We start from the raw sequence: 14,157 nt of genomic DNA, 5'->3' as shown, positions 1-14,157 counted from the left end.
TTACTTTTTTTCCAGCCTGTTCTTTAAGGCTGTGATAATAGATTTATAGATTTCTTCGCCGTAAAAAGCATCTTCAACCCCAAAATCGATATTTGGATTGTCATTTATTTCGATCACCATCGCTTCTCCGTTGATCTCTTTAATATCGATACCGTAAAGTCCGTCACCTATCAATTTAGCCGATCGTAATGCTAAATCTAAGACTTTTTCAGGAACTTCTTCTAATGCCATCGCATCTGCGTTGCCATCCTGATCATTCTTCTTTTTAGCGCTCCAGTTATAGATTTGCCAATGCCCTTTGGCCATATAATACCTGCAGGCATAAAATGCTTTTCCGTCTAAAACTCCCACGCGCCAATCGTAATCTGATGGTGTAAACTGCTGTGCAATCACCAACTCAGATTCCTTCAACATTTTAGTCACCAATTCTACGTATTCTTCTTCGGTTTTTGCCTTTTTTACGCCAAAACTAAAGGTAGAATCTGGAGATTTTAAAACCACCGGTAAGGCAATTTCAGCCAAAACCTGGTCTTTATTCTCTTTATGAATGATCATGGTTTTTGGCGTAGGAATTCCTGCATTTTGTAAAGCTTCGGCCATAAACACTTTATTGCAACATTTTAAAATCGCATCTGGATAATCGATTATGGCAATACCTTCCTGCTGCGCCTTTCTTGCAAAAGCATAAGCCTCATTATGAACTTCTGTACTCTGCCGAATAAAAAGTGCATCAAAAGCCGATAATCTTGATAGATCTTTAGGTGAAATAATTTCAACATAAAAATTCATCTTTTCGGCAACTTCAACGAACTTCTTTAAAGCCTTTGGATTACTCGGCGGTGCTAAATCATCTTTCTGCACCAAAATCGCCAGATCATAATCGTAATCTTGGGGCTTAACGGTGTCGTATCTCTTTTTAGAAAAATAGTCACTTGCAAAAGCATACATGCTCTCTAAATGATCCTTCGGAATTTCAGATTCAGACAATGCTTTTATGCTTTTAATCGTCCATTTATTACTGAAACTAAACTTTACCTGCAAAAAAGGAATCTGGAAATGCCTGAAGAAAAGTGAACTTAACTCCCGGTATTTTTGCGCTACGTTTTGCCCAAAATAAATACTAAGCACAAACTCGGCAGATTTTATCGATTTTAGTGATTTCTGAATAACGTCATCAAACTCTTCAGAAATTACTTTTACCAGTTTAGGCTCTCTAAGATCTACCAGGTTTTTCACCGTTGGAATGGCCAAATGGCCACGCGCTTCAGCTAAAAGAGACACATAGTATCCTTTAGACTGATAGCTATAATTTTTGGATAAGTTGAAAATTCTGGCACCTTTTATTTTCGCGTAAACAGGATTGGTTAAATAATCTTTTGCCGCAATGATGCTAATATTTTCAAGCTGAACCGGCCATTTTTCAGGCTGATTCACCACTAAAAATTTATTCATTTAAAATTGAAAATAATCAAGCAAATGTAATCGAAAATTGAATTGGTAAATCATAAAATTTCAAAATTATAAGCTTGAATATTCACTCAATTTCAATATCAAAAAATCAAATATTAAAGTGTATTTTTCAATATTTTTTTATAAAACCAACTCATTTTTTTGAATCTAAAAATAGGAGTTGAGATCTCGAATTTTATTTCTATTTTACGATCTTAAACCACTTACTCACTATGAAAATAAAACAACTTGGCCTGTTTGCTTTACTTTTTGCACAAGCAGGTTTTGCTCAAGACACCAACGAAAAATTGATGGCGAAAGCCAAAAAGATCCACGAAAAAGTGATCACGATCGATACGCATAACGATATTAATGTGAATAACTTTACCCACGATCATAATTATACCGAAGATCTTGATACGCAGGTAAACCTTCCTAAAATGGACGAAGGAGATTTAGATGTTTCTTGGCTAATTGTTTACACCGGTCAGGGCGATCTGGATACTGAAGGTTATAAAAAAGCCTACGATAATGCTATTTCTAAATTTGAAGCTATTCACCGTTTAACAGAAGAAATTGCTCCAGATGAAATTGGTCTTGCCACAACTTCTAAAGAAGTGAGAAAACTGGTAAAGCAAGGAAAAAAAGTAGCGATGATTGGCGTAGAAAACGGCTATCCAATTGGTACCGATATCAAAAATGTAGAGAAATTTTATGATATTGGCGCTCGTTATATGTCTTTGGCACACAACGGTCACAGTCAGTTAAGCGATTCGAATACTGGTGAAGCAGATGACGAATGGCTAAATAATGGATTAAGCGATCTTGGTAAAGAAGTGATCAAAGAAATGAACCGTTTAGGGATTATGATCGATGTTTCGCATCCTTCTAAAGAAGCGATCAAACAAATGTTCGAGCTTTCTAAAGCGCCACTTATTGCTTCACATTCTTCAGCCAGAGCTTTGTGTGATCACAGCAGAAATTTAGATGATGAATTGCTGGCGCTTTTTGATAAGCATGGCGGAGTGATCCAAACCGTGGCTTTTAGCTCTTATGTGAATACTGAAAAACATGAGGCTTTTAATGCTGCAAAAACTGAAGTTTACGAAGCGAAAGCCAAAGAAATGGGCTTCGAAATGCTGTCTTGGGGAGATGTTCGTGAGCTTGATGAAGAGGCAAGAGAAAAATATATCGAGAATTATAGAAAATTAGTAACAGATTCTGATAAAGAAGTTGAAGCTTTAAAGGAAACTGTGAGCCCTGTTGATGTTTCAGATTTTGTAGATCATATCGACTATTTAGTTGAAAAAGTAGGAATCGATCAGGTTGGAATCAGCTCAGATTTTGACGGTGGCGGCGGAATCGATGGCTGGGATGATGCTTCAGAATCTTTTAATGTCACGTTGGAATTGGTAAAAAGAGGTTATACTGAAAAAGAGATCGCTAAACTGTGGGGAGAGAATCTACTTCGCGTTTTAGATGAAGTTGAAGCGATTGCCAAAGACATTCAGAAGGCATAAGTATTTGTATTGAATTTGAATCCTCTAGGAGGGAAGAAAAATCGTCGGCTATATTATCCAAAATCGATAAAATAGCCGACGATTTTTTCTCGATTATCGAGATGTAATACTATTTGGCTTGGTTTAAATTAAGATGATTTTAATCGAATATCTTATTGAATTGCCTAAAAAAAAATCCACCGAAATTTGATAATTTCAGCATATATTTTTCAGTTTAGGTCTTATTCATTCTTTTTTCTTTTCTTCTTATCCCAAAAAACGTAAGCGCCAAAAAGTGCCAAACTTACCAGCGAACCCCACAATAATCCAGATTTTAACTGATCTGTACTTCGGCCTAAAATGGCAATAAAAATCGTAAGCGGCGCAATACCCACCAAAGTAGCTCCTATAAATTTCCAATAGGTCATTTTTAAAATTCCGCCAACAAAACTAATGGCATCATTCGATAAAAACGGATTGATCCTGGTTACAATTACAGCCCAAAACCCATAATCGTCAATAAAGTCGGCTATTTTTTGCTCGTTCTTTTCACCAATTAACTTTTCTACGATCACAGGACCAAAATAACGACCGATCAAGTATCCAATCGTACTAGCAGAAAATACTGCTGCAAAAACGATCAAGCTTCCCCAAATTGGCCCATAAGCAATTATGGAAACCACCATTAAAGCAACAGATGGAATAACAATCAAAAACATCTGAATGATCATAGCCAGAATTAAAATCACCGGCCCAAACCATCCAAAACCGTCTACCCATTGTGTAATTCTTTTTTCGTCTCCGCTGGTAAGCACAGACCATGCGTTATCCATAAACTCTTGTGCAGAAGGAATTAAAAAATAGCAAGCTACTATAGATGCGACAAGCGCCAATGAAATATACAATGGCGCTTTACTTTTACTTACCGAGGCAGTTTCTATATCTTTCTTCATAAATTATTTTAGATCAACTTTTAGGATATTTGCCGGGTCACTATGTCCTTCGTTAGAAATGAAAAAATCTCCATTCTTGCGAAATGCTAATCCTTCAGGTTGATAAAATTGTTCTCTTTTTAATAAATATAACTTTTTGGAGTCTCCATCTGGCGACAATATTAAAAGTTTAGGGTTTCGACCATCGGTAATATAAACTTCGCCCGTCTTTGGATTGATATTAACTTCAGAAGGCATCATTACCGTAAGCTTATTTTTTGTTTTTACGTTTTCGAAAATAGGATCTTCAAGGTCGATCGCGTAAGCCGGAGTTTGCAAAAGCTTCTTCGTTTTTAAATCAAAAGCATAAATTCCTTTAATATTATTACTTAAAGGATCGCGGTCTTTAACGGCCAACAATAAACAATCGTTTTTAAGATCTGCACACAAACCTTCGGCGTTATGTTTAGCTTTTATAAAGGTTTCATATTTAGTGACATTAGGATTTTCGGCTAAATAATTATCGACCTCAAAAATCACTCCGTCACTTCGCAGCACAAAAGCATCATTTTCTACGATTGCCAGGCCCTCATAATCACCAGATTTTCCAAAATCGATCTCTCTTTCGATCTTTTTGGTGCTAAGATTATAAATAAATATGATTCCTTCTTCATCCTGAATAGCTGCCATCCGATAGTTATCTACAAAATCCATCCCAGAGATTTCTTCCAGGCGATTGGGCATATCCCATTTTTGCTCAACGCTATATTCTGGCTCAAAATCTTTGCGTTCTAAGCTAAACGGAAAATCCATCGTAAAATAGATAATCGCTACTAATCCTAAAATTCCTATGGCAATGGCTGCTACAATTCTATTCATCATAAGATCTAATATTCTATAAAGGACTAATTTTTTATTTTCGATCAACTAAAAGAAACCGCGTAAACAACAAATATACTAAGCCATAAAGACATTGTAATCTTTTAAAATTTTAAACTTTTGATAAAAGAATGCCACTGTCACCAATAAGCTTTAGCTCAATCCAAAAAAAATATTCTGACAAAATGGACAAAAGCTCCTTTAGGCATTCATTTCCTCCAAAACCTCGTTAACCAGTTGCTTTAAATCTGTAGCGATCTTGTGTTGTTTTATTCCTGTTTTATTTTCTAAGTATTTAATGATTTCTACGGAAGTAAAATTGTAAGTTTCACGTAATCCTGAAATGATCTTCTCTAAATATAATGGATGCGGTGCATTGATCTCTTCCTTCAGAAATTTTGAATTCGTAAAACTAAAAATAGGCATTTCCTGGTGCCAACCTAAAAATAAGATTCGGTCGTACCACACATCGGCGTCTATATCTAAATAGCCATTGCGAATCACATTTTCGGGATCTATGGATAATTCGCCATCAAGATCAACTTCCTGTTTTACAAGATCGATAAATTGATCTTTCGAAATACTATAAATTTTTCCAAAGCTTTGTGCTGTTTTATCTTTTTGAGGTTTTAAAAACGCAGCCGAACCACCACTCCACGTATGGGAGCTTTTAGCGAAATATAATTCGTGATCGATCACGTAAGATCTATTTGCCTTGGGTAAGGCTTTATCATTACAACCAGTATAAGTACGTTTTGCACCTTTGGGTGTGCCGCCGGCGATATAACATAAAAATCGATCTTCCATTAAGTTAGATCCATAACAAGCATACCAAACGCGTTCAAAATTTCTCATAGATTTTCTTTCAATTTTTAAGAACATAAAGAAAAATCCTGAAAATGGTTTTAGCCTTAACGATACTTTATCATTATATCTCTTCAATATACTTAAATAGTAAACTATCTAAGGCCGAGCCCATGAGACATTCGTTAGAAAAAATTATTTTGAGACAATTTTAGAGTTATTATAGCCTTTGATGGTACCAATAAATTATAAAAAATTCCGTTCCTAAAGATCTGGTATGATGTACTAAAAAAACTTGTTTAAAATTACCTTAAATTAAAATGTTAATTTTCTAAGTCTTTGTTTATTTGTACGTAATTATTTGAATTCTATGCTGTCGAAACTTAAAAACTCTCCCAAATTAAAATGGGCATTACGTATTATCTTAGGCTTAATTGCACTGTTTGTTTTATTTTTTGCCAGTGTTTATTTTGGGATGTGGGGCCATATTCCTTCCCGAGAAGAACTTAGTGAACTGCAGCAAAACAAAGCCACCCAAATACTTTCTAATGACGGAAAATTGATTGGGAAATTCTACATTTTCGATCGGCAGCCAATAACCTTCAAAGATCTTCCCAAGCCTTTAATAGAAGCTTTAATCGCTACTGAAGATGCCAGATTTTACGAACATAACGGGATTGATAATCGCAGTTTAGGACGTGTTTTTTTCAAATCTATTCTTTTACAGGACGAAAGTGCCGGCGGTGGTAGTACTATAACTCTTCAGCTCGCTAAAAATATCTACGGAAGAAAAGATTATGGCGCTTTAGGAATTGTCGTGAATAAGTTTCAGGAAGCCATTATGGCCAAGCGAATTGAAAAAATCTACAGCAAAAACGATATTATCACCTTGTATTTTAATACTGTTCCTTTTAGTGATAATACCTACGGAATTGAAAGTGCTTCCATGAAATTCTTCGGTAAGCATGTAAACGATCTTAATGTTGAAGAAGCCGCTGTGCTAGTTGGAATGCTGAAGGCTTCGCATCGATATAATCCAAGAATTTTCCCAGAACGAAGTAGATTGCGTCGCGACGTGGTGCTTACCCAGATGGAGAAATATGGTTATTTATCTGAAGAGCAGAAAAATAAATACATGAAAAAAGACCTGGTGCTTAATTATAAAAATTATAGCAACAAGAAAGGTCTTGCCCCCTATTTTAGAGAACAAATAAGAAAAGATCTAAGCAAGGTTTTAGATACGATTAAAAACAAAGACGGCGAAAAATATAATATTTATAGAGACGGACTCATTGTTCACACCACTTTAGATTACAAATTGCAAAGTGTTGCTGAAGCTGCGATGAAAGAACACATGGCCAGTTTGCAAAAGGAACATGAAGATTCTTACGGAAGCCGAGCACCTTGGTTAACTAACGATGCGATCTTAAAAGATGCAATTCAGCGATCTAAAGCTTATCAGAATTTAAAAGAAGATGGATTTTCTGAAGAAGAGATCATGAAAGAGCTTCAGAAGAAAAAACAAATGGAACTCTTCGAATACAATGGAACGGTAACACGACAAGCCAGTACGATAGATAGCATAAAACATTATCTAAAATTCTTAAATTCTGGTTTACTTTCTGTAGATCCAAAAGATGGCGCAGTGAAAGCCTGGGTAGGCGGTGTAGATTTCAGATACTTCCAATACGATCATGTTTCGCAAAGTAAGCGCCAGGTTGGTTCTACATTTAAGCCAATTGTATACACTGCAGCGATCGATAAGGGAATTGAACCCTGTACTTATTATTCGGGACGAGCGGTTACGTATAAAGACGGCTGGAAACCAACAAATGCATCAACTGAAGAGGAAGAAGAAGACCTTAATTACAGCATGAAGTATGCGCTTAGCCATTCTATGAATACCATTGCGGTGAAAGTTTTATTGGATGCAGGAATTCCAAATGTTATTAAAAAAGCGCATCAAATGGGAATAGATTCAGATCTTCCTGAAGTTCCTTCTATTGCTTTAGGTACTGCGGAAATAAACATGAAAGAACTTACCGAAGCCTATACTAGTTTTGTGAATTCAGGTCGCCCTTCAAAACCTTATTACATTACTAAAATTGAAGATGGCTCAGGAAATTTGTTGGCCGAATTTAAAACTTCAGAACCGCAAGAAAAAGCATTTTCAGAAGAAACAAGACAAGTTATGGTGAATATGATGCAGGGTACGGTAGACGAAGGAACCGCTACACGACTGCGTTATACTTATGGATTAAACAACGATATTGCAGGTAAAACCGGAACAACTCAGAACAACAAAGACGGCTGGTTTGTAGGTGTGACTCCAAATTTGGTAACCGTTACCTGGGTTGGAAGTGACGATCATCGTATTGGTTTTAGAAATACGAGAATTGGCCAGGGCGCAAATTCGGCTTTACCCATTTTTGGAAAGATGATGCAAAAAATGAATGCTGATTCTTATTTTAATGATATTACCAATGCACGTTTTAAAAGACCATCTAGCGAAGTTGTCGAACTTCTAGATTGTGAACCTACCAAAGAAGATAGTTTCCTTAAAAAGCTTTTTGGCAGCAAAAAAGACGAACCTGAGGAGATTGATATGGATGAACCGGTGAAAGAGGAAAAAGAGAAAAAAGGTTTCTTTAAACGATTATTTGGCGGAAAAAAGAAGGATAATTAAAATCTGACATTTCTTTCATTGCTAATGATTAGGATATTTTTACTTTTAGTTGTTTAAAATTCAATATTTTAGTGAATAATTCAATCTCTAAATCGCTAAAATCATCGACGAATTCATCCAACAATACCTAAATCAACTCTCCTACTCTACTCCGCAGGAAATAGAATTTATCAAGCAGCATTTAAGTGTCAAATGCTATAAAAAAGGGGACTATTTTTTAGAATCTGGGCAGGTACAAACCAAAATGGGTTTTATTTGCAGCGGACTCATTCGGCGTTTCTATATCAACGAGAAAGGCAACCAAATCACGACTGGTTTTACCAAAGAAAACGAATATATTACCGATTATCCTGCGTTTATCAGGCAGCGCGCTTCAAAATATTACCTGCAATGTTTAGAACCGACGACCATTGTAAATTTTCCCTATTCAATAATTCAGGAATGCTATGCTAAATTTAGAAATAGCGAAATGCAAGGACGTTTAATTGCAGAAAATGTCCTCACGATTCTAAACGATCGTGTAGAAAGTTTTTTGTTTAATACTGCGGAAGAAAGGTATCTAAAATTCATTTCAGAAAACCCCAATCTTATCCAACGAGTAAGCTTAACACATTTGGCTTCTTTCCTGGGAATTGAGCGTCAATCCTTAAGCAGAATTAGAAGTAAACTGGCTAAAAACTAATTTTGTCACAAATGTGACAGGTATCAAAGACAATGAAATCAGATCTTTACACTATCATTAAAACCTAAAAAAATGGCTTTTACTAGATCTTTTCGTTCTCTTTTCATTTGGCCTTTAATTCTTATTTCGACGTTAGTTTTCGGGCAGGAACATCAACAAGAAGCAAATATTCATCAAATTATTCAACAGCATTCCGCAGAAATTTTTGATAGTTTGGTTGAAATCCGCAGAGATTTTCATCGATATCCTGAAGCTGCCGGAGAAGAAGTAAAAACTTCAGCAAAAATCATCGAATATCTACAAAATCTTGGCTTAGAAATTCATCAAAATATTGGTGGTAACGGTGTTGTAGGAATTTTGAAAACCAACAAAAAAGGAAAAAAGATCGCCTGGCGCGCCGATATAGATGCTCTAAAAACTGATCTTCCAGATGTGGTTTCTTATGAATCTGAAAATAAAGGCGTACGTCATATTTGCGGTCACGATATTCACGCCAGTGTTGCATTGGGTATTGCGAATGTTCTAAGCAATATAAAAGAACAGTTGAATGGAACGATCTATTTTATTTTTCAGCCTGCGGAAGAAAACTGGCAGGGCGCAAAAGCGATGATCGAAGATGGTTTGTTTAAATTTATTGATCCAGACGAGATTTATGCGCTTCATCTTTCCCCAATGCCCGAAGGAATTATCGCTACCCGAGCTAAAAATCTTTTTGCCGATTATAAAGTAATTCAGCTGAAATTCGATAAAAAAGAGGGGGTTTCAGAATTGACCAATTACGTAAAAAACCTCCTTAATAATCTTCAAAATGTACCCAATGACAGTCCGTTTTGGGATATGCAAACGTTAATGGATCCAGAACTGGGATTGGTAAACCCAAACACCATTTTTCAAAATTATGTAACATTAAATTCTGAAGTATTTATAAAAGAAAATGAAGAAAGTCTAATTATCAAAGTTGCCTTAAGTGCCAGCGATCCGGATAAATTAAATTCGGTTTTAAAACAACTAAAATCGGAAATTGGTAAGTCAGAATTTTCAGAAAAGTTTATCGATATTCAGTTTACAGAAGAAATTGCTTTGGTTTTAAACGACAAAGAGCTTGCTGAAGATGCTATTCAACAAATTAGTGAAGTTTATGGCAAACAAAGTTCCATCAATTTACACGGAATTATCCCTGACGGGCGTAGTGACGATTTTGCATATTTTCAGCAGAAAATTCCAGGAGTTTATTTTTTGATGGGCGGTTCTAATTATCAAAAAGGAATCATTTCAATGCCGCATTCACCAAATTTCAATGTTGACGAAAATTGTATTAAAACCGGAGTTCAATTTTTCTCCTCTTTAATTGCTGAAAAATTGAAGTAAATTTCAGTTTAAATTCAATTGAAAATTTCAACTAAATTAATCAATTTTAACTGTAAAATTCAAAATTATATGCCTGTGAGTTAGTAGAGTTTTTTCCGAAGAACCCCGATTTATTCCTTAATAATATATGAAGTATTAGTTTTTATAAGATTTCTTAAAATACTAAAAATCAAAATTTAACAGTATTCAGTAAGATTTTTATTTATTTTTAGCTCCTGATTTTCATTGATCTTATGCTGAATGTTTATGAAGAATCCAATTACACTGCTACCACTTATTCATCGTGGGGAACAACAAATCGCTATAAAGTTTGAAAATACTAACGAGACTCGGGATTTCGTAAAATCATTTAAAGATGTAAAATGGTCACAAACCAAAGGCACTTTTTATGTGAATTTTACGCCGCTTAAGATTATCTATCTTCGTGATTTTTATAGAAATGGTGGTTACGATGTGATCACAGATTCGTATACCAATCTGGATGCTCCAGAAAATGCGTACGTAGCGCTTTCTCAAGCTCCTGGTAAACCGAGCAAGAAAGATCTTTACAAGGCTTTACCTCTTTCTCATCAACGGGTGTTAAAAGATTATATTGGCTTTTTAAAGGGCAAGCGTTTAAGTAAAAGTACCATTAAGACTTATGGTTATTTTGCGCTGCGGTTTCTAGATTTGCATAAGAATAAAAATATCGCAGATTTTAATAATCGCGATTTGGATTGGTTTATGACCAGGGTTATGGCTAAAGAGCATTATAGCATTAGTAGCCATCGACAGTGCGTTAGTGCCTTAAAATATCTTACTGAAATTTGTGAAGTGGCCGAATTTGATGCCACCGAATACAATCGCCCAAAAAGAAGTCGGTTTTTACCTGTGGTTTTATCTGATCATGAAATTCTAAAACTGATCCAGGTTACTAGAAATCTAAAGCATCGTGCAATTATCGCGATGTTATATTCAGGCGGATTACGAATTGGGGAACTGCTTAAACTAAAAACTAGCGATATTGATTTTTCTAGAAATGTGATTCATATTAGGCAGGGAAAAAATCGAAAAGATCGTGTAGTGCATTTAAGCGAAACCATAAAACCTTTACTGAATAATTATTTGCTTACCTATACTCCAAAAACCTATTTAATCGAAGGACGTGACCAGGCAGCTTACACACCGAGTGCAGTGCGAAATTTTCTAAAGAAAAGTTGCCGTATGGCCGGTATTTTTAAAAAGGTTACTCCGCATACCCTTAGACATAGTTATGCCACGCATATGCTCGAAAATGGAGTTGATATTCGGTATATCCAGGAATTACTCGGACATTCTAAACCTGAAACCACTATGATCTACACGCATGTGGCGCAAAAAGATCTGAAAAAGATCAAGAATCCATTAGATATCGCTGTTGAGCGGATAACAAATAACTCGAATGGAGACGAAAAAGTGTTGATAACCGGAAATTAACTCCAATAAAAGTGTATTTTTATGGAGATATAACGAGTTAGCTTGCATAAAAATTGTTAGCAGTAAATAATATAAAATTGTATCTTTCGGATTATAAATAATTGAGCCATGTTGACAAAAGCAGTTTTAAAACAACAGATTGATAGTTTTCCTGAACAATTCTCAATTGATCAACTTGTTGAGAGGTTGATCCTAATTGAAAAAATTGAAACTGGAAATATACAATCAGAGAACGGAGAAATAATTTCGGAATCTGACCTAAACAAAGAAATTGTTAAATGGTTCAAATAAATTGGACACTGCAAGCAAAAAATGATCTACAAGATATTGCCGAATATATCTCAAAGGATTCTAAAAAGTACGCTAAACTTCAAATTTTAAGAATCACAACTCGGACTAAAATATTAAAGTCTCAAATTTATTCAGGAAAAATTACAGAAGAAATAAATCAACAAAATATCCGAGAATTAATCGAAGGAAATTATCGAATAATTTATAAAATAATTAATCCAGATAGAATTGATATTTTAACTGTACATCATTCTGCTCGTGATTTATATAGAAGAAAGATTTGATACCTTACGCAAGCTAACAACGATTTATCGCAAATAGCGGCTTTTAGATTAAAAATTGTAATTTTAGAAACCAAGCAAGAGATAGATAAGCCGACAAATCCGTGTCCCTACTCCGCTACTTGCGATAATCGAGACCGTTACCTGCAAGCAAAATGAAAAACCTGCAATTATTAATAATCCCATTCTTAATGCTGTTTCAGACAATTTTTGCTCAAACCAAAGAAATTAAAGGTGACACTGCTTTTTGGTATAGAAGAAATATTCAACTTCAAAAAATCCTAGATTTAAAAAACTTTGAAAAATCGCAAGATGCATTCAATTTTAGATTTTGGAATCACGGACAAATAGTTGAAATTTCAAAAGACAGTTCTGAAATAAACGGTTCAATTGTAAATTATATATACTATACTAAAAAGCCTAACAAGAGTAAAAAAGATACACTTACCAGCAAAATTCTACTCACATCGCAACAATCAAAAATCATCTACGATATTGTAAAGAGCTCTAAAATTTTAGAATTACCTTCCGATGAAAATATAGATCAATGGATTCAAGGAACGGACGGTATTACATATATCATAGAACATTCCGATAAAAAGAGCTATTGGTATAAAAATTACTGGACACCGTCTTCACAAGATTCGATTCCAGAAGCCATTGTTGTGTTAGGTTTGGTAGAAAAACTATCAGACACACTAAACTTAAAGGAGGTTTATTCTTCATTTAAAAAATTATTACCAAAAAAAGGCTGTTACAATTCTGGAGGAATGGTAAATATGTGTTACATATCAAATTCTTTCGAGTTGGGATATAGCGGAGCAACAAAATTACCTTTAGGTTTTTATTCATCTTATTCTGCTATTTACATCGGCGAAACGAAAATAAACGGAAGTGCTTCATTACAATATAATTTTGACAATAATGGATTTCATCATCTAAACCTTCAAATGGCAAAATGGAATATTTTCCATAAAAGTTCGAGTCTATCCGATTACATAGCATATAATTATCAGAATAGAATTTTGAATTTGAATGATTTAAAAAATGAATTTGAAAATCATCAACTGAAATACGGTTTAAATCTTAAAAAGAACTTTAGTATAGGTCTTGGGTTAGATTATTTGAGCAAAGATTATGATAAGTTTGGAGGTCTTTTATATGCTCATAAATGGTTTTCTAAACCAAAGATAAGCACGACATTATCGACCTCTGTATTTGATAATCGGTTTAATTACAAAGCTCAAATCTTCAAGGATATAAATTTTAATAGTAGATTCCTTGTAAACAGTATTTCATTTGGTATAGCCTATGAGGATTTTATGAAATATAGGGATTTGTACTTTAGTTTAAAAGTAATGATATAAGTAATGCCAGCAGGTAACAACGCGTATGGTCAATTGCGGCTAAATACTTAATCGATATTCGATGTTTTTAGCTATATTTATTTTAAGCGGACATTACCTGGCTAACCAACCCGCAACTGTCCATACTCGAAACCGTTATCTTCAATTGCTCCTGCCGTACTTTCCTGAAATAGGTTGACTAAAAATTAAACCTTTTAGTACTATACCTAATGAAAGAACAAAATCAACACTGTCGAAAAAATTCCTACAAAAAAGTGGGTTATGATCTCAAGCTACTGATCATTGATCAGATTCAAAATGCTCAGATTTCAATCAATCATGCTGCCAATAAATATCAGGTTTCCAGAGCTTCTATCTATTATTGGTTAAAAAAATACAGTACTTTAGAACAAAAGAAACAAGGGATGAGCAAGAAAGATGAAATCAAAAAACTCAAAGAAAAAATAGAGGAACTGGAATTTGTC

13 protein-coding genes are annotated in these 14,157 nt (G+C 34.7%); 9 read left to right on the top strand and 4 right to left on the bottom strand.

Annotation, left to right across the window (positions count from 1 at the left end; translation table 11 throughout):
• Entirely contained in the window at positions 1 to 1,452 is a 1,452-nt protein-coding gene (locus tag BM201_RS06250) for a RimK family protein (RefSeq protein ID WP_092540727.1), read from the bottom strand.
• Between the two features lie 230 nt (positions 1,453 to 1,682).
• Between BM201_RS06250 and BM201_RS06245 the strand changes: the two genes are divergently transcribed.
• Positions 1,683 to 2,969 (top strand): dipeptidase, encoded by a 1,287-nt coding sequence (locus BM201_RS06245; RefSeq protein WP_092540725.1) that lies wholly within the window; start codon positions 1,683 to 1,685, stop codon positions 2,967 to 2,969.
• A gap of 221 nt (positions 2,970 to 3,190) precedes the next feature.
• Here BM201_RS06245 and BM201_RS06240 read toward each other — a convergent pair whose 3' ends face one another.
• The 3 genes from BM201_RS06240 to BM201_RS06230 form a co-directional block, all read right to left on the bottom strand.
• Positions 3,191 to 3,901 (bottom strand): TVP38/TMEM64 family protein, encoded by a 711-nt coding sequence (locus tag BM201_RS06240; protein WP_092540723.1) that lies wholly within the window; start codon positions 3,899 to 3,901, stop codon positions 3,191 to 3,193.
• Between the two features lie 3 nt (positions 3,902 to 3,904).
• Positions 3,905 to 4,762, bottom strand: coding sequence for a hypothetical protein (locus BM201_RS06235; RefSeq protein ID WP_139219149.1), 858 nt, complete (start codon positions 4,760 to 4,762; stop codon positions 3,905 to 3,907).
• A 198-nt stretch (positions 4,763 to 4,960) separates the two neighbouring features.
• Positions 4,961 to 5,614, bottom strand: a complete 654-nt coding sequence (locus BM201_RS06230; RefSeq protein ID WP_139219147.1) for a hypothetical protein — start codon at positions 5,612 to 5,614, stop codon at positions 4,961 to 4,963.
• Positions 5,615 to 5,933: 319 nt separating this feature from the next.
• Between BM201_RS06230 and BM201_RS06225 the strand changes: the two genes are divergently transcribed.
• The 8 genes from BM201_RS06225 to BM201_RS06190 form a co-directional block, all read left to right on the top strand.
• The gene (locus BM201_RS06225) at positions 5,934 to 8,249 is read left to right on the top strand and encodes a penicillin-binding protein 1A (protein WP_092540717.1); all 2,316 of its coding nucleotides are present in this window, start codon (positions 5,934 to 5,936) and stop codon (positions 8,247 to 8,249) included.
• Between the two features lie 91 nt (positions 8,250 to 8,340).
• Complete coding sequence (locus BM201_RS06220) at positions 8,341 to 8,931, top strand: Crp/Fnr family transcriptional regulator (RefSeq protein WP_092540715.1); 591 nt, start codon at positions 8,341 to 8,343, stop codon at positions 8,929 to 8,931.
• Between the two features lie 72 nt (positions 8,932 to 9,003).
• The gene (locus tag BM201_RS06215; RefSeq protein WP_092540713.1) at positions 9,004 to 10,299 is read left to right on the top strand and encodes a M20 metallopeptidase family protein; all 1,296 of its coding nucleotides are present in this window, start codon (positions 9,004 to 9,006) and stop codon (positions 10,297 to 10,299) included.
• 246 nt (positions 10,300 to 10,545) lie between these two features.
• Positions 10,546 to 11,754, top strand: coding sequence for a site-specific tyrosine recombinase/integron integrase (xerA, locus tag BM201_RS06210; RefSeq protein WP_092540711.1), 1,209 nt, complete (start codon positions 10,546 to 10,548; stop codon positions 11,752 to 11,754).
• A 108-nt stretch (positions 11,755 to 11,862) separates the two neighbouring features.
• Entirely contained in the window at positions 11,863 to 12,045 is a 183-nt protein-coding gene (locus tag BM201_RS06205; RefSeq protein WP_092540709.1) for a hypothetical protein, read from the top strand.
• On the top strand, positions 12,033 to 12,329 hold the full coding sequence (locus BM201_RS06200) for a type II toxin-antitoxin system RelE/ParE family toxin (RefSeq protein WP_092540706.1): 297 nt from the start codon (positions 12,033 to 12,035) through the stop codon (positions 12,327 to 12,329). Before BM201_RS06205 ends, BM201_RS06200 begins: the two co-directional genes overlap by 13 nt.
• A 152-nt stretch (positions 12,330 to 12,481) precedes the next feature.
• Positions 12,482 to 13,693 (top strand): hypothetical protein, encoded by a 1,212-nt coding sequence (locus tag BM201_RS06195; RefSeq protein ID WP_092540703.1) that lies wholly within the window; start codon positions 12,482 to 12,484, stop codon positions 13,691 to 13,693.
• A 209-nt stretch (positions 13,694 to 13,902) separates the two neighbouring features.
• A partial coding sequence (locus tag BM201_RS06190) for an IS630 transposase-related protein (RefSeq protein WP_139219145.1) occupies positions 13,903 to 14,157 on the top strand: 255 nt, incomplete at its 3' end.

Source organism: Zunongwangia mangrovi (assembly GCF_900112105.1).
Lineage (GTDB): Bacteria > Bacteroidota > Bacteroidia > Flavobacteriales > Flavobacteriaceae > Zunongwangia > Zunongwangia mangrovi.
The sequence above is the reverse complement of the archived record's forward strand: the minus strand, read 5'-3'. Positions and strand labels throughout refer to the sequence as shown.

Coding starts and splice junctions, on each gene's coding strand:
- BM201_RS06235 (WP_139219149.1), bottom strand. CDS start 4,762: ATGATGAATAGAATTGTAGCAGCCATTGCCATAGGAATTTTAGGATTA.
- BM201_RS06200 (WP_092540706.1), top strand. CDS start 12,033: ATGGTTCAAATAAATTGGACACTGCAAGCAAAAAATGATCTACAAGAT.
- BM201_RS06245 (WP_092540725.1), top strand. CDS start 1,683: ATGAAAATAAAACAACTTGGCCTGTTTGCTTTACTTTTTGCACAAGCA.
- BM201_RS06230 (WP_139219147.1), bottom strand. CDS start 5,614: ATGAGAAATTTTGAACGCGTTTGGTATGCTTGTTATGGATCTAACTTA.
- BM201_RS06240 (WP_092540723.1), bottom strand. CDS start 3,901: ATGAAGAAAGATATAGAAACTGCCTCGGTAAGTAAAAGTAAAGCGCCA.
- BM201_RS06215 (WP_092540713.1), top strand. CDS start 9,004: ATGGCTTTTACTAGATCTTTTCGTTCTCTTTTCATTTGGCCTTTAATT.
- BM201_RS06250 (WP_092540727.1), bottom strand. CDS start 1,452: ATGAATAAATTTTTAGTGGTGAATCAGCCTGAAAAATGGCCGGTTCAG.
- BM201_RS06195 (WP_092540703.1), top strand. CDS start 12,482: ATGAAAAACCTGCAATTATTAATAATCCCATTCTTAATGCTGTTTCAG.
- BM201_RS06205 (WP_092540709.1), top strand. CDS start 11,863: ATGTTGACAAAAGCAGTTTTAAAACAACAGATTGATAGTTTTCCTGAA.
- BM201_RS06225 (WP_092540717.1), top strand. CDS start 5,934: ATGCTGTCGAAACTTAAAAACTCTCCCAAATTAAAATGGGCATTACGT.
- xerA (WP_092540711.1), top strand. CDS start 10,546: ATGAAGAATCCAATTACACTGCTACCACTTATTCATCGTGGGGAACAA.